Genomic DNA, 17413 nt, shown 5'->3' with positions numbered 1-17413 from the left:
AAAGCGAAACAGAGGGGCTGACGATATCGTCAGCCCTTTTTTTTTACGGCAACCATCTTCGGAGAGTTCTGCTTTTATCTGCCTGCCAGGTCAGGCTAACTATAGTTAGCACGATAACGATACCAATTGATGAAAAGACAGGAGGATACAATGCGGAACAAAATTCTGGTGGCATCCGCGCTGGCGGCAACGGCGATGGTATTTGTGGCAGGTTGCTCATCAAATCAGTCGCTCAAAACGACAGATGGCAAAACAATTGTGACCAGCGGTAAGCCGCAGGTTGATGATGATACTGGCCTGGTATCCTACAAAAATGCGGAAACCGGTCGCGTGGAGCAGATTAATCGCGACCAGGTGAAGTCAATGGACGAGCTGGATAACTAAAAAAAAGCAGTGGCTCCGGCCACTGCTTTTTACCTTTCATTGTACGGCGATTACCAGCGGTGATTCAGCAGAATGTGGCCGCCATAAGCGGCGTAGCTGTTTTCACCCCATTCGCCGCTGGCGCGCAGCGAGATTGTGGTCGTCTCGTTCACATTGCCGGTTACGCCCAGCTCTAGCTGACCGCGGTCGTCCGGCGTATCGTTGCTGACTTTTTCGCCATTGAACGCCAAATCGTTTTGACCCGCGCCTTTCAGCCAGTTCACCGCGACATACGGCTGCCAGGCTTTAACATCTCGCTGCTCAAAGTAGCTGGTCTTCACGCCGAGACGGCCAAACAGGCTGTTGTTGTCCAGGGTTGATACCCGCACGCCATCCGGGTCGGTATGATTTTCCTGATCGAGATAGCTGTAGATCACCTGCGCCTGAGGTTCGATCTTCCACGTACGCGCGCTTTCTGAAGGGATCACCCACGCATGGCCGACTTCAACAGAGGCGGCAAAACCTTTACTGTCATACTTTTCATTATTGCGATTGCTGGTGACGGTGTTGTTATACCAGCTGTATGATGCCCAGGTATCGATGTAGCTGCCGAGACGCAATTTCGGGTCTTCCTGCCAGGTGGCGTACAGGCCAACGTTGAAACCGTCAACTTTACCCTGCGCGGTACGCACATTGTGTTTTGCATCTGAATCCGTTTTCGCCTGACCTGCACCAAACATGCTGCCCGCGCGCAGTATCCCTTTGTCCATCGGCTTACTCATGAAGTCGCTGCCTGCCTGGAGCACGGTGGTGGTGGTGTCGTAGCTGACTTTATCGCCGCCGGCATCGTTCTCATGATAGCGGCCCTTCACGTACATCCAGGTATTCAGGTCGTCTTCGTTGCGGAAAGTGAGCTGGTCGCGATCGTCACGTTTATGCAGGAACATACTCTGCGCCGCGAGATAGTTACCCAGATAAGCGCCAACTTCCGGGGCCATTACTTCTGGCAGGGGTTGACCGCCATTATCGGTGCCGCTACCGCCATCGGTGCCGCTACCGCCATCGGTGTTGCTACCGCCATCGGTGCCGCTACCGCCATCAGTGCCGCTACCGCCATCGGTGTTGCTACCGCCATCAGTGCCGCTGCCGCCATCGGTACCGCTGTCACCATCGTCAGTATCATCCGACGGATCGTCTGACGGGGTCGCTTTGGATTCCAGATACCAGTTACCGTTGTCGTGTTGATACAGACCATACTCATAAGCCCCGGCGACAACCGGTTTGGATAAAGTTAACTGTGCTTCTGAACTGCCGCCGACGCTGACAACCTCCATACCATTAACGGTTTGCGCGCCCAGCCCGCCGATATTGGCGATGCTGACACCAGACTGGCCGTAGCTGCTTCCGGTAATTGATAAATGGTCGGTCGGCGCGCTGTCTTCGCCCAGGGTGCTGTTCATTACGATCTGGCTGCCGGCGGAACCGGTATAGTCGCCGTTAATGGTAAAATTGTTGCCAACGCTATTATCGGCGGCGCTGAGTAACAGCGTACCGCTGTTGGTCACATTGCCGTTAATCGTATCGACGCCGGATGTTCTTAGCGTTGCGTTACCGTCAACCGCATTCCACGCCGCGAGGATACCGCCGCTGAGGATATCAATGTTGTTATTCACTTCGCCGGCGCTGGCAAATTGCGCGCCATTTTCGATGGTGATGGTGGCGTCGCTGCCGGCGACGCCGAGAGTGGCGCCTTCCGCGACCAGAGTGGTGCCGCTTTTCAGAAGGGTATTACCGGTGTAGCTATTGGTGCCGGTTAAGGTCAGGGTATTGGTATCGACTTTTTCCACGTTGCCGCTACCGATGATGCTGGTGGCAAACGTAGAGTCGCTTCCCTGATTGAAGATCAGTGTGCCGTTGTTGGTCATGCTGCCGGTGAGGGTCGCGGTTTTCTGCCCGTTCCCCAACTGTAGCGTGGCCGCTTCCGCTACCAGCGTGTTGCCGCTATTCGCGACAGCGCCCGCCAGCGTTAACTGGCCGCTATTAACCTGGAGGGAATCGCCGCTGCCGATGATGTCGAGGTTGCCGGTGAGCGTCCAGTTTTCGCCGTTCATTTTCACTGAGGCAAAGCCGTCGCCGTCATTAAGGCCGACAAAGTTGCTGTCTTCCGAACCAGAACCCACCAGTGAGAGTGCGTTACCCGCAGAGCCCGTGGAGATGACATCGCCGATGAGGGAAGAGCCGGTATTGAGCACCAGGCTGTTATTTTTGCTGCTGGCAAACATGACGGCCGCGCCGCCGCCACCAAGTAATCCACTGTTAATGATGTCGGCTTTCGCGCTATCAACAACGTTGATCCCGTTCTCGCTGCCCTGCACGGTGCCGCTGTTGTTGATTTTGCTGTTGCCGTCGCTTAACGCAATACCATCGCCTGCGGTACCGGTGATGGCGCCGATGTTATCTAATCCGACGGCAATTTGCGAACTCAGGCCGTTTTTCCCGGTGATCACGCCGGTATCGGTATTGGTGATGCTAATTGCCGATGACTCTTCACTAATGAAAATACCGTTGTTGGCGCCAGTAATGATACCACTATTATTAAAGGTACCCGCCATTGATTGCATGTTAACGGCATTATCGGTTTCAGATGAAATAATTGCATTTTCATTATTGTTTATTTCAACGGATTGCCCATCGATGTTAATATTCAATCCGATTCCCATTCCGGAAATATTGCCATCATTGGTGATTTTTTTGACGTTCATTCCGCTAACGGAAACTGCCGGGGTGTTCTCCGTGGATGAGACGGTGACATCCCGATTAATAACGTATTCGGTATCAGCCGAGAAGTCTTGCGGCACGGAGGTTGACTGGTCAATTGTGGCTGCGCTGACGACTATTGGCGTAACCATTAATAAGGTGGGAAATATCCTTGCCAGCGTTTTGGTTGTTCTGTTTAGTTCAAAATGTTTGTTGCTCATATACACATCCATTGCGTGAATAGCGTTTCCGGATAACGCTATCTATTAGAGATTGTTTTTAGTATAAAGTCGCGGGGCTCAAAATGAAGAGCGTAAAATTATTGGTTGCTCAATGCAGGGTGTATAGTTTTATTTTTTAAATAATGTATTAATTCCATCTTAAAATATATTGTGGTTGTATTATTCCTAATGATAAATTCGTATGGCGAATTCTTCTTACCTTTATTTTCCTTTAATTCTCTTTTTTTAGCCTAAATTTTGTAATGACCAACAGGTTGATCATCTGCTGCGATTGACTTTTCTCTCGTCATTACCCCCTTTCAGTGAGCGAGTTAACTGTCTACACTCACTGCTACAAGAATACAAAAGACAGGCCCATTCATGATTCTGATAATTTACTCGCATCCTTATCCGCATCACTCGCATGCGAATAAACGGATGCTTGAGCAAGCAGGGACGCTTGATGGCGTAGAGATACGCTCCCTCTATGAGCTATATCCCGACTTCAATATCGATATCGCTGCCGAGCAGGCGGCGCTGGCGCGCGCCGATCTGGTTATCTGGCAGCATCCAATGCAGTGGTACAGCGTACCGCCGCTGCTAAAACTGTGGATGGATAAAGTGCTGTCTCACGGCTGGGCGTACGGCCACAATGGTATTGCGTTGCATGGTAAATCGCTGATGTGGGCGGTTACTACCGGCGGCGGCGAAAGCCATTTCGATATTGGTTCATTCCCCGGCTTTGACGTGCTGGCGCAGCCTCTGCAGGCGACGGCGCTGTACTGTGGCATGAAATGGCTGCCGCCGTTTGCCATGCACTGTACCTTTATCTGCGATGACGAAACGCTGCAGGCGCAGGCCCGTCATTATCGTCAACGCTTAATCGAATGGCAGGAGGCGCATAACAATGGATAGCCATACGCTAATACAGGCGCTGATCTACCTCGGATCCGCTGCGCTTATCGTGCCGATCGCCGTGCGTCTGGGGCTGGGGTCGGTACTGGGGTATTTGATCGCCGGCTGCGTTATCGGCCCGTGGGGACTGCGACTGGTCACTGACGCAGAGGCGATTCTGCATTTCGCCGAAATCGGCGTCGTACTGATGCTGTTTGTCATCGGTCTTGAGCTGGATCCGCAGCGCTTATGGAAGCTGCGCGCCTCGGTATTTGGCGGCGGTGCGCTGCAAATGGTGGTGTGCGGCGCGTTTATCGGCCTGTTCTGCATGCTGCTTGGCTTGCGCTGGCAGGTTGCGGAGCTGATCGGGATGACGCTGGCGCTGTCGTCGACGGCGATTGCGATGCAGGCGATGAACGAACGTAACCTGACGGTGACGCAGCTGGGACGCAGCGCCTTCGCCGTGCTGTTGTTCCAGGATATCGCCGCTATCCCTCTGGTCGCGATGATTCCGCTGCTGGCGGCCAGCGGCGGTTCAACCACGCTGGCCGCGTTTGCGCTGTCGGCGTTAAAAGTGGCCGGCGCGCTGGCGCTGGTGGTGCTGTTAGGGCGCTATTTGACCCGGCCGGTGCTGCGCTTTGTTGCCCGTTCCGGCCTGCGCGAAGTGTTCAGCGCCGTGGCCTTGTTCCTGGTCTTCGGCTTCGGATTGCTGCTGGAGGAAGTCGGGCTGTCGATGGCGATGGGCGCGTTTCTTGCCGGGGTGCTTCTGGCTAGTTCTGAATACCGCCATGCGCTGGAGAGCGATATCGAACCGTTTAAAGGGTTGCTGTTGGGGCTGTTCTTTATCGGCGTCGGTATGTCTATCGACTTTGGGACCCTGGTCACCCATCCGCTACGTATCCTGATCCTGCTGGTGGGTTTCCTGGCGATTAAGGCCTTGATGCTATGGTTGATTGCTAAACCACTGGGTGTACCGCGCGCGCAGCGCCGCTGGTTTGCCGTATTATTGGGGCAGGGGAGTGAGTTCGCTTTCGTGGTCTTCGGCGCCGCGCAAATGGCCGATGTGCTGGATAGCGAGTGGGCGAAAGCGCTGACGCTGGCGGTGGCGCTATCGATGGCGGCAACGCCTATCCTGCTGGTGCTGCTGACGCGAATGGAGAAATCCGCCAGTAACCAGGAGCGCGAAGCGGACGAGATTGATGAAGAGCAGCCGCGGGTAATTATCGCCGGTTTTGGCCGCTATGGGCAGATAGCCGGCCGTGTGCTGCTTTCCAGCGGGGTGAAAATGGTTATCCTCGATCACGATCCAGACCACGTTGATACCCTTCGCAAGTTCGATATGAAGGTGTTTTACGGCGATGCCACGCGGGTGGATCTGCTGGAATCGGCGGGGGCGGCTAAGGCGGAAGTGCTGATTAACGCCATCGACGATCCGCAGGCCAGCCTGCAACTGGTGGAGCTGGCGAAAGAACATTTCCCGCATCTGCAGATCATTTCGCGCGCCCGCGATGTCGATCACTACATTCAGCTGCGCCAGGCCGGGGTAGAAGCGCCGGAGCGCGAGACCTTCGAATCGGCGCTGAAAAGCGGCCGCATGACGCTGGAAGCCTTAGGTCTGGGCGCTTATGAGGCCCGCGAGCGCGCCGATCTGTTCCGCCGCTTTAACCAGCAGATGGTGGAAGAGATGGTGGCGATGGCGGAAAATGACGCTGCCTCGCGGGTGGCAGTGTTCAAGCGTACCAGCGATATGCTTACCGGCATCATTAATGAGGACCGTAATCATCTGTCGCTAGTACAGCGTCACGGCTGGCAAGGTACTGAAGAAGGACGGCACACCGGAGACGTCCGCGATGAGCCGGAGAATAAGCCTTCAACCTGAGGTGGTAAGCAAATGTTGCGTTAACTTTACAGCTAACATTTTGTTTTCAATTTAGTTCCTGATCTGGCGGCTCATGAGGCTTACGTGGGCTCGCCAGCAAATCTAAAAATTTTCTTATTCTTTACTCTTCGTTCAGTCGACGAAGTATTACGCTTTCCGTATAGTGGCGGCAATTTTTTGCATTCGGGATATTTTCAATGATTAGTCTGATTGCGGCGTTAGCTGTAGATCGCGTAATTGGCATGGAGAACGCTATGCCATGGGACTTGCCTGCCGATCTCGCCTGGTTTAAACGTAACACCTTAAACAAGCCGGTGGTAATGGGGCGTTTGACCTGGGAATCCATCGGTCGCCCGTTGCCAGGACGTAAAAATATCGTTATCAGCAGCAAGCCAGGCAGCGACGATCGCGTGCAGTGGGTGAAGTCTGTTGATGAAGCGATTGCCGCCTGCGGCGACGCGGAAGAGATTATGGTGATCGGCGGTGGCCGCGTTTACGAGCAGTTCCTGCCAAAAGCGCACAAACTCTACCTGACCCATATTGATGCGGAAGTGGAAGGAGATACCCATTTCCCGGATTACGATCCGGACGAGTGGGAATCGGTGTTCAGTGAGTTCCACGATGCCGACGCGCAAAACTCCCACAGCTACTGCTTCGAGATCCTCGAGCGTCGTTAAGCTAACATAGCGTGGATTGAAAAACCCCGGTCGCGTCAGGCGTGACCGGGGTTTTATTTTATCAGGAATCTCCCGTACCGGAGGTAGCCCGGATAAGGCGCAGCGCGCCGCCATCCGGGATCGACTCAGGAGGCGACCGCTTCGCCTTCGTCGAGGCTTTTCTGGCGGTTGGAACGCTGGGTGAAATACGTTTTATCTTCCCAGCGCAGGCAGGTCAGGTCGCCGCCCCAGCAGCAGCCGGTATCCAGCGCATAGATACCTTCCGGCGTACCGCGGCCTTCCAGCGACGCCCAGTGGCCAAAGGCGATACTGTACTCGCGGGCGACCGGGCCCGGAATGGCAAACCATGGCTTAAGCGGGGCTGGCGCGTCTTCCGGCGCCTCTTTGCTGTACATATCCAACTGGCCGTTCGGGAAGCAATAGCGCATGCGGGTGAAGGCGTTGGTGATAAAGCGCAGGCGCGCCAGGCCGCTGAGCTCATTGCTCCAGTGGTTCGGCATATCGCCATACATCGCGTCGAGGAAGAACGGATAAGAGTCGCTCGCCAGCACGGCTTCGACATCGCGCGCGCACTGTTTGGCGGTTTCCAGATCCCACTGCGGCGTGATGCCGGCATGAGCCATCACCAGCTTTTTCTCTTCATCGACCTGCATCAGCGGCTGGCGACGCAGCCAGTTGAGCAGTTCGTCAGCGTCGGGCGCTTCCAGCAGCGGCGTCAGACGGTCTTTGGGCTTGTTGCGGCTAATGCCGGCAAATACCGCCAGCAGATGCAGGTCATGGTTGCCCAGCACGATGCGCACGCTATCGCCGAGCGTTTTCACGAACCGCAGCACTTCCAGAGAGCCGGGGCCGCGCGCGACCAGGTCGCCGGTGAGCCACAGGGTATCCGTATCAGGATTAAACTCCACCTGCTCCAGCAATGCGATCAGTTCATCGTAGCAACCATGAATGTCGCCAATAAGGTATGTAGCCATTGTTTTTAATGTATAAGCGTTGGAACTGCGAGACGGAAGACAGGGATCTCGATAGTGAACGGTGCGCCGTTGCTATCAATCATCTCATAATGACCCTGCATGGTGCCCAGCGGCGTTTCGATAACCGCGCCGCTGGTGTATTGATACTCTTCGCCGGCAGGGATGTGCGGCTGTTCGCCGACCACCCCTTCACCCTGGACTTCCGTCTCGCGACCGTGTCCATTGGTGATGAGCCAGTAGCGGCCGAGAAGCTGAACCTGACTCCGCCCCAGGTTGCGAATAGTGACGGTGTAAGCGAAGACGTAGCGCTCTTCTTCCGGAGAAGATTGCGATTCGATATAGACGCTTTGCACCTGGACGCAAACACGAGGCGAATTAATCATGGTTAGCTCTCCTTCGAAGGCAGATTGTTGGATAACCAGTTGGCCATCTTACAGTACTGCTCTACAGAAATATTTTCCGCACGTACCGCCGGGTCGACGCCCAGCTCCGTCAGCACCTCAACGCTAAACAGATTGCCGAGACTATTACGGATGGTCTTACGGCGCTGGTTGAAGGCTTCAGTGGTGATACGGCTCAGCACGCGGACATCCTTCACCGGGTACGGCATGGTGCGGTGCGGCACCAGGCGCACGACGGCGGAATCCACTTTTGGCGGCGGCGTAAAGGCGGTCGGCGGGACTTCAAGTACCGGGATCACCTGGCAGTAGTACTGCGCCATTACGCTTAATCGACCATACGCTTTACTATTCGGCCCGGCAACCAGACGATTAACCACTTCCTTCTGCAGCATAAAGTGCATATCGGCAATGGCATCAGTATAGCTGAAGAGGTGGAACATCAACGGCGTTGAGATGTTGTACGGCAGGTTGCCGAAGACGCGCAGCGGCTGGCCCATTTTCTCCGACAGTTCGCCGAAGTTCATGGTCATCGCATCCTGCTGGTAAATGGTCAGCTTAGGGCCGAGGAACGGATGCGTCTGCAGGCGGGCCGCCAGATCGCGGTCCAGCTCGATAACGGTTAACTGGTCGAGGCGTTCGCCGACCGGTTCGGTCAGCGCGGCGAGACCCGGGCCGATTTCGACCATCGCCTGGCCTTTCTGAGGATTGATGGCCGAAACAATGCTGTCGATCACGAACTGATCGTTGAGAAAGTTTTGCCCGAAGCGTTTACGGGCTAAATGGCCCTGATGGACTCGATTATTCATTGGGTATTAACAATCATTTTGATGGCGAGATTAAGCGCCGTGATAAAACTGCCGACGTCCGCTTTCCCCTGACCGGCTAATTCCAGCGCGGTCCCGTGGTCAACGGAGGTACGAATAAAAGGTAAACCGAGCGTAATATTCACGCCGCGGCCAAAGCCCTGGTATTTTAGCACGGGCAGGCCCTGATCGTGGTACATCGCGAGTACTGCATCGGCATTATCGAGATATTTTGGCTGAAAAAGGGTATCCGCAGGCAGCGGACCGCTTAAATTCATGCCCTTTGCCCGCATCTCTTCCAGCACGGGAATAATGGTATCGATCTCTTCCGTTCCCATGTGGCCGCCTTCGCCGGCGTGGGGATTCAGGCCGCAAACCAGCACGTGCGGCTGAGCGATACCGAATTTATGCCGCAGATCGGCATCGAGGATGGTAATTACTTCGCGCAGCAGCTCTGGCGTAATTGCCTCGCTTATTGCTTTTAGCGGCAGATGGGTGGTGGCCAGCGCGACCCGCAGCTCTTCGGTCGCCAGCATCATCACCACTTTGCTGGCGTGAGCGCGTTCTTCAAAGAACTCGGTATGGCCGGTGAAGGAGATACCGGCGTCATTGATGTTGCCTTTGTGCACCGGCCCGGTAATCAGCGCCGCGAATTCTCCCTTAAGGCAGCCATCGCAGGCGCGCGCCAGGGTTTCCACCACATAGTTGCCGTTAGCGACATTAAGCACGCCCGGCTGTACCGGCGCGTTGAGGGCAACGGGAAGTAGCGTGAGCGTGCCCGCCCGCTGCGGCTGTGGAGGAAGGGTTGGATCGTAAGGGAGGAGCGATAAAGGAAGACCGAGCTGGCGGGCTCGGTCAGTTAACAGTGCGCCATCGGCGCAGATAACCAGTTCAACCGGCCAGTCGCGCTGTGCAAGCTCGGCGACAAGATCGGGACCAATCCCCGCGGGCTCGCCGGGAGTGATAACAACACGTTGCATAGAAACGTTCCTTCGGGCCAGGGGGGCCCGGCTGCGCAGTCGACCCCAGCCGTTGCTGGGGCGACCGGTCTACCCTCCCGCTACGCTTTTAAGGCGTGGAGAGGGGAGAACTTTAGTTGCTCAGAATTTTGACGTAAGCGCTGGCGCGCTGTTCCTGCATCCAGGTTGCCGCTTCTTCAGAGAATTTGCGGTTCATCAGCATGCGGTAAGCACGATCTTTCTGCGCGGCGTCGGTTCTGTCGACGTTGCGGGTATCCATCAGTTGGATCAGGTGCCAGCCGAAGGAGGAGTGAACCGGGCCGCTGGTCTGGCCTTTGTTCAGACGCATCAGCGCATCGCGGAACGCGGGATCGAAGATATCCGGCGTCGCCCAGCCTAAGTCGCCGCCCTGATTGGCGGAACCCGGATCCTGGGAAAACTCTTTCGCCGCTTTATCGAAAGTGGTCTTACCGCTCTTAATGTCAGCGGCGATCTGTTCCAGCTTCGCCTGCGCCTGCGCGTCGTTCATGATCGGCGACGGCTTCAGCAGGATGTGGCGGGCATGGACTTCGGTGACGGAGATGTTCTGGCTGCCGCCGCGCATATCGTTAACTTTCAGGATATGGAAGCCGACGCCGGAACGAATCGGACCGACAACATCGCCTTTCTTCGCGGTACTCAGCGCCTGAGCGAAGATACCCGGCAGCTCCTGAATACGCCCCCAGCCCATCTGGCCGCCTTTCAGCGCCTGCTGGTCAGCAGAGTAGGTGATAGCCAGTTTGCCGAAGTTAGCGCCGTTACGGGCCTGTTCAACGACGGACTTCGCCTGCTCTTCCGCAGCCGCAACCTGATCGGAGGTCGGGTTCTCCGGCAGCGCGATGAGGATGTGGCTCAGGTTCAGCTCGGTGCTGGCATCGTTCTGATCGCCAATCTGCTTGGCCAGCGCTTCAACTTCCTGCGGCAGCACGGTGATACGGCGGCGCACTTCGTTGTTACGTACTTCCGAAATCAGCATCTCTTTACGGATCTGGTTACGGTAGGTGTTGTAGTTGATGCCTTCATAGGCCAGACGGCTACGCATCTGATCCATCGACATGTTGTTCTGTTTGGCGATGTTGGCGATGGCCTGGTCAAGCTGATCGTCGCTGACTTTCACGCCCATTTTCTGACCCATTTGCAGAACGATCTGGTCCATGATCAATCTTTCGAGGATCTGATGACGCAGGGTCGCGTCATCCGGCAGCTGCTGTCCCGCCTGACCAGCGTTGAGCTTCACCGACTGCATCAGACCATCGACGTCGCTTTCCAGAACAACGCCATTATTGACGACAGCCGCTACTTTATCGACCACCTGCGGGGCGGCGAAACTGGTATTCGCGATCATGGCGATACCGAGAAGCAGCGTTTTCCAGTTCTTCATACTTTTTCCATTTCAATTAACCGCAAATGCGGATTACGTTTTAAACCAGGCGCCTTACAGCGAGCTCTGGTACGGCAAAATGTTCGAGCGCAGCATCTGCTGGGTGCCAAGACCGTAGTTGGAGCTCAGACCACGCAGTTCGATGTTGATACCGAAGGTGTTGTCGTATTTGCTCTCACCGCCGTTGTTGTTATCCCAGCCGTTGATCTTACGTTCGTAGCCAAGGCGGATAGCGTAGCAGCAAGAGTTATACTGTACCCCTAACATCTGGTTAGCCGCTTTTTTGGTATTGGTATCGAAGTAGTACGCGCCGACCACTGACCAACGATCGACAATCGGCCAGCTGGCGGTCATACCCACCTGAGAAATACCTTCTTTGTACTGCTGAGCGGTGGAATACGAAGGCAGCGTCGCCTGAATATATTCCGGACTCGCGTAACGGTAGTTCAGTTGCACTAAGCGGTTTTCGTCGCGGCGGTATTCAATGGTTCCGTTGCCGGTTGCGACGTTATCCAGACGCGTATCGTACTGGATCCCCCCGCGTAAACCCCAGTTATCGGTGATACGCCAGTAAGTATCGCCGGCCCAGACCAGTGAACCCGTGGTGTCGTTATTCTCCCAGTTGATGTTGTCCGCACCGGTGCGAGACTCGGTGAAATAGTAGATTTGACCAACGGAAATATTAAAACGTTCAACGGCCGCGTCATCATATACGCGAGATGTGACGCCGGTGGTGACCTGGTTGGCTGACGCGATACGGTCAAGGCCGCTGTAGGAGCGGTCGCGGAACAGGCCGCTATAGTCGGACTGCAGCAGGGTCGAGTCGTAGACGCCAATGTGGCTCTGGTCGCGATACGGGATGTACAGGTACTGCATGCGCGGTTCCAGGGTCTGGGTATACCCTTCCTGCATATCGCGTTCGAAGACCATTTTGCCGTCGATTTTGAATTGCGGCATCACGCGGTTAACCGAATCTTTGTAATCGGTACCGTTAGCGGTGTTGTACTGATCGAGATTACTCTGCTGATAGTGGGTCGCCAGCAGCTTCGCCTCGGTATTGATGCTTCCCCAGCCGTTAGACAGCGGCAGGTTGATCGTCGGCTCCATGTGCAGGCGCGTTGCTTCTGGCATATCGCCGTTGGTGTTGACGAAGTGCACCGCCTGCGCATACAGATGAGTATCGAACGGACCGACGTCATTCTGGTAGGCGTTAATATCGAGCTGAGGCTCAGCAGCGTAGGAGTTGCTTGAGCTACGGTCGAAGACCTGGAACTGCTTGGTCGACACGGTGGCGTCAAAGTTCTGGTTAACGTAACCGGCGCTGAATTTCTGCGTCGCGTAGCCGTCGGTACTGGAACCGTACTTAGAGCTAAAGTCGTTAAAGTAATCCGGGTCGCTGACTTTGGTGTAGTCGGCGTTCAGACGCCACACCTGATCGATAACCGCGTTGTGGTTCCAGTAGAACATCCAGCGGCGGCTATTGCTGTCGTTGGAGTGATCGTCTTCGTACACTTTATCGGAAGGCAGGTAATCGAATTCGAATAAACCTGCGCCCGCCTGGGTCAGATAACGGAATTCGTTTTCCCACATTACGCCGCCGCGTTTATTCATATAGTGCGGCGTAATGGTGGCGTCGAAGTTCGGCGCGATATTCCAGTAATAGGGCAGCGAGAACTCAACGCCATTTTTAGTGCTGTATTTGGCGTTGGGGATCAGGAAGCCGGAACGGCGCTTATCGCCGACCGGCAGCTGCAGATACGGGCTATAAAAAATAGGGACGGAACCCAGCTTAAAGCGCGCGTTCCAGATTTCGGCAACCTGCTCTTCGCGGTCATGGATAACTTCGCTGCCGACGACGCTCCAGGTATCAGAACCCGGCAGACAGGAGGTAAAGCTGCCGTTTTCCAGAATGGTATAGCGGTTTTCGCCGCGCTGCTTCATCAGGTCGGCGGTACCGCGCCCCTGACGGCCAACCATCTGATAGTCGCCTTTCCAGACGTTAGTATCTTTGGTGTTCAGGTTTGACCACGCCTTCGGCCCCTTCAGAATGACCTGGTTGTCGTCATAGTGAACGTTGCCAAGCGCATCAACGGTACGCACCGGCTGCGGTTGGCCCGCCGGCTGCTGCTGATGCAACTGCACCTCGTCGGCCTGCAGGCGACTATTCCCCTGATTAATATCAACGTTGCCGGTAAACACGGCATTATCGGGGTAGTTGCCTTTCGCATGATCGGCGTCAATCGTTACCGGTTGATCGTTAGGCTTCCCTTCAACGAGAGGACGATTATAGCTTGGCACGCCAAGCATACATTGCGTGGCGAGATCGGCGGCCATGCCCTGTTGGCTATACAAGGCGCTGGCGATCATGGTGGCCAGGAGGCTGGGGATACGTTTTTTCATACGTTTTATTTGTTGTTCCGTCATCTTGTGGCAGCGGCTTGCAAACGGTCAGAGCCTAACGTACTCATCTTAATCGCGCTAGTCTTAATCCGCTCGTTTCGTTTCTGAGCGTTAGGCACCGTGTAGAATGGCGAGTATGATAAAGCAAATTATAGGCGATGTCCCACATGACCGTGGCGTCAACGCTTGGTAACGTGCGGTCAGATATAGCTTAACTGGTAGCAGAAAGATTGGGGAGTCTATGCAGTATTTGGGTAAAGTGATTGGTGTCGCGGTTGCATTATTGATGGGCGGCGGCTTCTGGGGCGTGGTGCTTGGCTTTTTAGTCGGACATATGTTTGACCGGGCCCGTAGCCGTCGGCTGAATTTATTTGCCAACCAGCAGGAGCGGCAGTCGCTGTTCTTTTCCACCACTTTTGAAGTGATGGGGCATCTGACTAAATCTAAAGGGCGCGTGACGGAAGCCGATATTCATGTGGCGAATGTGCTGATGGATCGTATGAATCTGCACGGCGAGTCGCGTACCGCGGCGCAGCAGGCTTTTCGCGCCGGCAAGGCCGATAATTACCCGCTGCGCGAAAAAATGCGTCAACTGCGCAGCGTCTGTTTTGGTCGCTTCGATTTAATTAGGATGTTTCTGGAAATTCAGCTGCAGGCGGCCTTCGCCGACGGCGAATTACATCCCAATGAACGCGAAGTGTTGTTTGTTATCGCCGACGAGCTTGGTATCTCGCGTGCGCAGTTTGAGCAGTTCTTGCGCATGATGCAGGGCGGCGCGCAGTTCGGCGGCGGCTCGCAGCAGCAATCCTATGGTCAGCGCGGCGGCAATGGCGGCTGGCAGCAGGCACAGCGCGGCCCGACGCTTGAAGACGCTTGTAACGTTCTCGGCGTCAAGCCGACCGATGATGCTACAACCGTCAAGCGCGCTTACCGTAAACTAATGAGCGAACATCACCCGGACAAGCTGGTGGCCAAAGGGCTGCCGCCGGAGATGATGGAAATGGCGAAACAGAAAGCGCAGGAAATCCAGAAAGCCTGGGAGCTCATCAAAGAGCAGCGCGGCTTCTGAATCCCGTAGGGCTTCTCCTTCATGGAGAAGCCTTAGTTCGCGCCCTGCGCGCGGCGATACATCCGCCGCGGGTGGCCAATCTTTCCGTACAGCATTTCCACTTCCAGAAAACTCACTTCTACGCAATGCTCGAGATAACGACGGGCGGTGGTCTTGCTCAGCCCGGTTTCGCTGACCACTTCGTCAACCGAAAAACAGTGCGTTTCGCGGCCATGAAATAAATTTTGTACCAGCGCCAGGGTCTTTTCTTCGATGCCCTTGCTGCCGTTATCGGCGCGAAAATTTTTAGCCTGCAGCTGATACAGGGAATCAACGTTTTGCTGATCGACGATTTTCCATTCCCGCTGCTGATCGTAAAACTGAATAAAGCGCTCCAGCGACTGGCTCAGCCGTTTCCACGAAACCGGCTTGAGAATGTAGTCGAAGGCGCCGTTGCGTATCGCCTGGCTGCAGGTTTCCATATCGCTGGCGGCGGTGATGAAAATGACCGAGCAATTGGCATTGGCCAGAATCGGGTCGGTCATCAGCGTAACGCCTTTGCCGTCCGGCAGATAATTATCCAGCAGGACCAGCTGCGGCGGCCTGGCGTTGAGCATCTGCCGCGCCTGGGAAAGCGAGGCGGCCATTCCCGCCAGCCGCATGCGCGGGTGTTTCTGTATCAGCTCGGCGTGCAGGCGGGCCAGCTCGTTTTCATCTTCGATGATCAGCACATCGACCAGATCATGATGCATCGTTGGCCTCCGGTTGCGGATGGGCTGGCGGGTCGGCGGGAATAAACAGGGTAAATATCGTTCCGCGCGGCGCGTTATCGGCGACTTCAATCGTGCCGCCAGCCTGAGTCACATAATGTTCAATAAGATACAGACCAATACCGTGATCGCCACGGGTTTTTGTCGTCACCCCGCGCTCAAAAATACGTTCGCGGATATCCGGGCGAATTCCGACGCCGCGATCGGCCACCTCAATCATCAGCTCGCGGGCGTTGAGTTGAATCAGTACCTCGACCGGCTCGTGAGGGAGTTCAGCGCGCTGCGTCGCTTCAATGGCGTTATCCAGCAGGTTGCCGATGATCGAGATAAGTTCCGACTCCATCAGCGACGACAGCGGGCGATCGATACGACAGGCCGGATCAAAGCTCAGTTCAACGCCTTTTTCATAAGCGCGGGTGGCTTTACCCAGCAGCAGGCCGCACAGCGTCGGCGAGCGGAAACGCGAGGAGATGAAGTCCAGCAGCTCCTGAGCATGTTCCGATTGCGCCTGTATATAGCGAATAGCTTCGTCGTAGTGGCCCATATGCAGCAGGCCGGAGAGCGTGGTCATGCGGTTGAGCTGCTCGTGGCGCATTATGCGCAGGTTATCGACATAGCGTTTCACCTGGCTGAGCTGGGCGGTGAGGGCGTTAATTTCATCGCGGTCGCGGAAGGTGATCACCCAGCCCTGCAGCGAGTTTTCCAGCATGATGCGCACCCGGCTGGCGAGTACCGTCAGCTGGTTGAAGCGACACAGTTCATCGTGCGTATCGTTCGCCAGCATCGCGCCGCTGGCGAAGAACGGCTGCGGGGCGATCACGCTATCAATCGATTTGCCGCGCAGCAGATGCGCGGGCTGCTTAAGCCCCAGCAGGCTGCGGGCGGCGTGGTTAATCACCTCAATTCGTCGCTGGCTGTCGATAACGATAACCCCTTCGAAAATCGATTCCATCATCGCTTTTTGCTGACGAACCAGCAGGCCAATTTCGCGCGGCTCCAGCGAAAAAATCTGCTTTTTAATACTGCGGGTAAAATACCAGGAGAAGATAAACAGGGCGATCAGCAACAGGATGGCGGCGACAAAAATATTCACTACCTTTTGCACGGTGATGCTGTCGAGATAGCTGGTCAGATAGCCGACGGAGACGATGCCGATCACCCGCCCGTTGTCATCGACAATGGGCGTTTTACTGCGTAGCGAGATGCCCAAACCGCCTTTACGGATGGTAGTGATAGTTTTGCCTTCCAGCACCGCCTGGTTATCGCCGCCCACTAAGCGGGTGCCGACCCATTCCGGGTGCACGGAATGAAACAGATGTACGCCTTTATCATCGCCGATGACGATAAAGCTGGCATCGCTGTGGGCGGCGATTTGCCTCATGAAGGCGCCGATAGCCTGCGGGTCGTGCAGACTGACCTGCTGGCGTAGATTGGGCATCAGCGCAATCTCTTCGGCCTGAATTTTCGCCCTGGAGCTCATTTCCTGATACAGCTGGCGGCTGGCGTCGAGATAATAATAAACGCCAAGCAGAGCGAATAAGATGGAGAAAAAGGCCACCAGGGAGATGAACAGCTTAAATTGAAATGAAACTTTCATAGTTATGCGCACAGTATTTGAGATGCGGCAACGATATCGTCAGCGGCCAGAAGAACAATTTATCTACTGGCGCCTATTTATAAAGGGTAATTATCCGGTTAATAAAAAAACCATAAAAACCACGTTTAGAAATCAGATATGTATCACGCTGATTAATATACCCGTCATACTTCAAGTTGCATGGGCGTTGGCAATAACTCGGCCCATCCCTGGGCCTCGCCCTTACGGGCGCAGTGAACTGCGTTCAAAT

General features: G+C 55.3%; 14 protein-coding genes. 5 read left to right on the top strand and 9 right to left on the bottom strand.

Going from position 1 to position 17413, the window contains the following annotated elements; genetic code table 11:
• The first annotated feature begins 150 nt into the window (after nucleotides 1-150).
• A complete protein-coding gene (locus KGA69_RS02375) occupies nucleotides 151-384 on the top strand; it encodes a YgdI/YgdR family lipoprotein (protein ID WP_015704368.1) in 234 nt (77 codons plus the stop codon).
• Between the two features lie 50 nt (nucleotides 385-434).
• Here the strand turns inward: KGA69_RS02375 and KGA69_RS02370 are convergent, their stop codons facing one another.
• Nucleotides 435-3341 (bottom strand): autotransporter family protein, encoded by a 2907-nt coding sequence (locus tag KGA69_RS02370; RefSeq protein WP_213292773.1) that lies wholly within the window; start codon nucleotides 3339-3341, stop codon nucleotides 435-437.
• A gap of 381 nt (nucleotides 3342-3722) precedes the next feature.
• Between KGA69_RS02370 and kefF the strand changes: the two genes are divergently transcribed.
• The 3 genes from kefF (at nucleotide 3723) to folA (ending at nucleotide 6791) form a co-directional block, all read left to right on the top strand.
• The gene (gene kefF, locus KGA69_RS02365) at nucleotides 3723-4256 is read left to right on the top strand and encodes a glutathione-regulated potassium-efflux system oxidoreductase KefF (protein WP_015704370.1); all 534 of its coding nucleotides are present in this window, start codon (nucleotides 3723-3725) and stop codon (nucleotides 4254-4256) included.
• Complete coding sequence (gene kefC / locus KGA69_RS02360) at nucleotides 4249-6114, top strand: glutathione-regulated potassium-efflux system protein KefC (protein WP_032715999.1); 1866 nt, start codon at nucleotides 4249-4251, stop codon at nucleotides 6112-6114. The genes kefF and kefC overlap by 8 nt, the downstream gene beginning before the upstream one ends.
• A gap of 197 nt (nucleotides 6115-6311) precedes the next feature.
• On the top strand, nucleotides 6312-6791 hold the full coding sequence (gene folA / locus KGA69_RS02355; protein ID WP_015368294.1) for a type 3 dihydrofolate reductase: 480 nt from the start codon (nucleotides 6312-6314) through the stop codon (nucleotides 6789-6791).
• A 125-nt stretch (nucleotides 6792-6916) separates the two neighbouring features.
• Here folA and apaH read toward each other — a convergent pair whose 3' ends face one another.
• From apaH to lptD, 6 genes are all read right to left on the bottom strand, one after another.
• Nucleotides 6917-7765, bottom strand: coding sequence for a bis(5'-nucleosyl)-tetraphosphatase (symmetrical) ApaH (apaH, locus tag KGA69_RS02350; RefSeq protein WP_045397283.1), 849 nt, complete (start codon nucleotides 7763-7765; stop codon nucleotides 6917-6919).
• A 5-nt stretch (nucleotides 7766-7770) separates the two neighbouring features.
• Complete coding sequence (apaG, locus tag KGA69_RS02345) at nucleotides 7771-8148, bottom strand: Co2+/Mg2+ efflux protein ApaG (protein WP_045397284.1); 378 nt, start codon at nucleotides 8146-8148, stop codon at nucleotides 7771-7773.
• A 2-nt stretch (nucleotides 8149-8150) separates the two neighbouring features.
• Complete coding sequence (rsmA, locus tag KGA69_RS02340) at nucleotides 8151-8972, bottom strand: 16S rRNA (adenine(1518)-N(6)/adenine(1519)-N(6))-dimethyltransferase RsmA (protein WP_015368291.1); 822 nt, start codon at nucleotides 8970-8972, stop codon at nucleotides 8151-8153.
• A complete protein-coding gene (gene pdxA, locus KGA69_RS02335) occupies nucleotides 8969-9949 on the bottom strand; it encodes a 4-hydroxythreonine-4-phosphate dehydrogenase PdxA (protein ID WP_049061338.1) in 981 nt (326 codons plus the stop codon). Before pdxA ends, rsmA begins: the two co-directional genes overlap by 4 nt.
• Nucleotides 9950-10061: 112 nt before the next feature.
• On the bottom strand, nucleotides 10062-11348 hold the full coding sequence (gene surA / locus KGA69_RS02330) for a peptidylprolyl isomerase SurA (protein WP_045397288.1): 1287 nt from the start codon (nucleotides 11346-11348) through the stop codon (nucleotides 10062-10064).
• 54 nt (nucleotides 11349-11402) lie between these two features.
• The gene (gene lptD / locus KGA69_RS02325; protein WP_032713339.1) at nucleotides 11403-13748 is read right to left on the bottom strand and encodes an LPS assembly protein LptD; all 2346 of its coding nucleotides are present in this window, start codon (nucleotides 13746-13748) and stop codon (nucleotides 11403-11405) included.
• A 241-nt stretch (nucleotides 13749-13989) separates the two neighbouring features.
• On the opposite strand from lptD, the gene djlA reads away from it, so the two are divergent.
• Nucleotides 13990-14817 carry a co-chaperone DjlA gene (gene djlA / locus KGA69_RS02320; RefSeq protein ID WP_015704375.1) on the top strand — a complete coding sequence of 276 codons (828 nt, stop codon included), beginning with the start codon at nucleotides 13990-13992 and terminating at the stop codon, nucleotides 14815-14817.
• Nucleotides 14818-14849: 32 nt separating this feature from the next.
• On the opposite strand, the gene KGA69_RS02315 is transcribed toward djlA, so the two are convergent.
• Nucleotides 14850-15548 carry a response regulator gene (locus KGA69_RS02315; RefSeq protein WP_045397296.1) on the bottom strand — a complete coding sequence of 233 codons (699 nt, stop codon included), beginning with the start codon at nucleotides 15546-15548 and terminating at the stop codon, nucleotides 14850-14852.
• Nucleotides 15538-17163, bottom strand: a complete 1626-nt coding sequence (locus KGA69_RS02310) for an ATP-binding protein (RefSeq protein ID WP_049059783.1) — start codon at nucleotides 17161-17163, stop codon at nucleotides 15538-15540. The genes KGA69_RS02315 and KGA69_RS02310 overlap by 11 nt, the downstream gene beginning before the upstream one ends.
• Nucleotides 17164-17413: the final 250 nt, after the last annotated feature.

Origin of the sequence: Klebsiella sp. A52 (assembly GCF_018388785.1) — a bacterium.
GTDB lineage: Bacteria > Pseudomonadota > Gammaproteobacteria > Enterobacterales > Enterobacteriaceae > Klebsiella > Klebsiella aerogenes.
Note: the sequence above shows the minus strand (reverse complement) of the source record. Positions and strands in the feature narration are given on the sequence as shown.

Coding starts and splice junctions, on each gene's coding strand:
- KGA69_RS02375 (WP_015704368.1), top strand. CDS start 151: ATGCGGAACAAAATTCTGGTGGCATCCGCGCTGGCGGCAACGGCGATG.
- KGA69_RS02370 (WP_213292773.1), bottom strand. CDS start 3,341: ATGAGCAACAAACATTTTGAACTAAACAGAACAACCAAAACGCTGGCA.
- kefF (WP_015704370.1), top strand. CDS start 3,723: ATGATTCTGATAATTTACTCGCATCCTTATCCGCATCACTCGCATGCG.
- kefC (WP_032715999.1), top strand. CDS start 4,249: ATGGATAGCCATACGCTAATACAGGCGCTGATCTACCTCGGATCCGCT.
- folA (WP_015368294.1), top strand. CDS start 6,312: ATGATTAGTCTGATTGCGGCGTTAGCTGTAGATCGCGTAATTGGCATG.
- apaH (WP_045397283.1), bottom strand. CDS start 7,765: ATGGCTACATACCTTATTGGCGACATTCATGGTTGCTACGATGAACTG.
- apaG (WP_045397284.1), bottom strand. CDS start 8,148: ATGATTAATTCGCCTCGTGTTTGCGTCCAGGTGCAAAGCGTCTATATC.
- rsmA (WP_015368291.1), bottom strand. CDS start 8,972: ATGAATAATCGAGTCCATCAGGGCCATTTAGCCCGTAAACGCTTCGGG.
- pdxA (WP_049061338.1), bottom strand. CDS start 9,949: ATGCAACGTGTTGTTATCACTCCCGGCGAGCCCGCGGGGATTGGTCCC.
- surA (WP_045397288.1), bottom strand. CDS start 11,348: ATGAAGAACTGGAAAACGCTGCTTCTCGGTATCGCCATGATCGCGAAT.
- lptD (WP_032713339.1), bottom strand. CDS start 13,748: ATGAAAAAACGTATCCCCAGCCTCCTGGCCACCATGATCGCCAGCGCC.
- djlA (WP_015704375.1), top strand. CDS start 13,990: ATGCAGTATTTGGGTAAAGTGATTGGTGTCGCGGTTGCATTATTGATG.
- KGA69_RS02315 (WP_045397296.1), bottom strand. CDS start 15,548: ATGCATCATGATCTGGTCGATGTGCTGATCATCGAAGATGAAAACGAG.
- KGA69_RS02310 (WP_049059783.1), bottom strand. CDS start 17,163: ATGAAAGTTTCATTTCAATTTAAGCTGTTCATCTCCCTGGTGGCCTTT.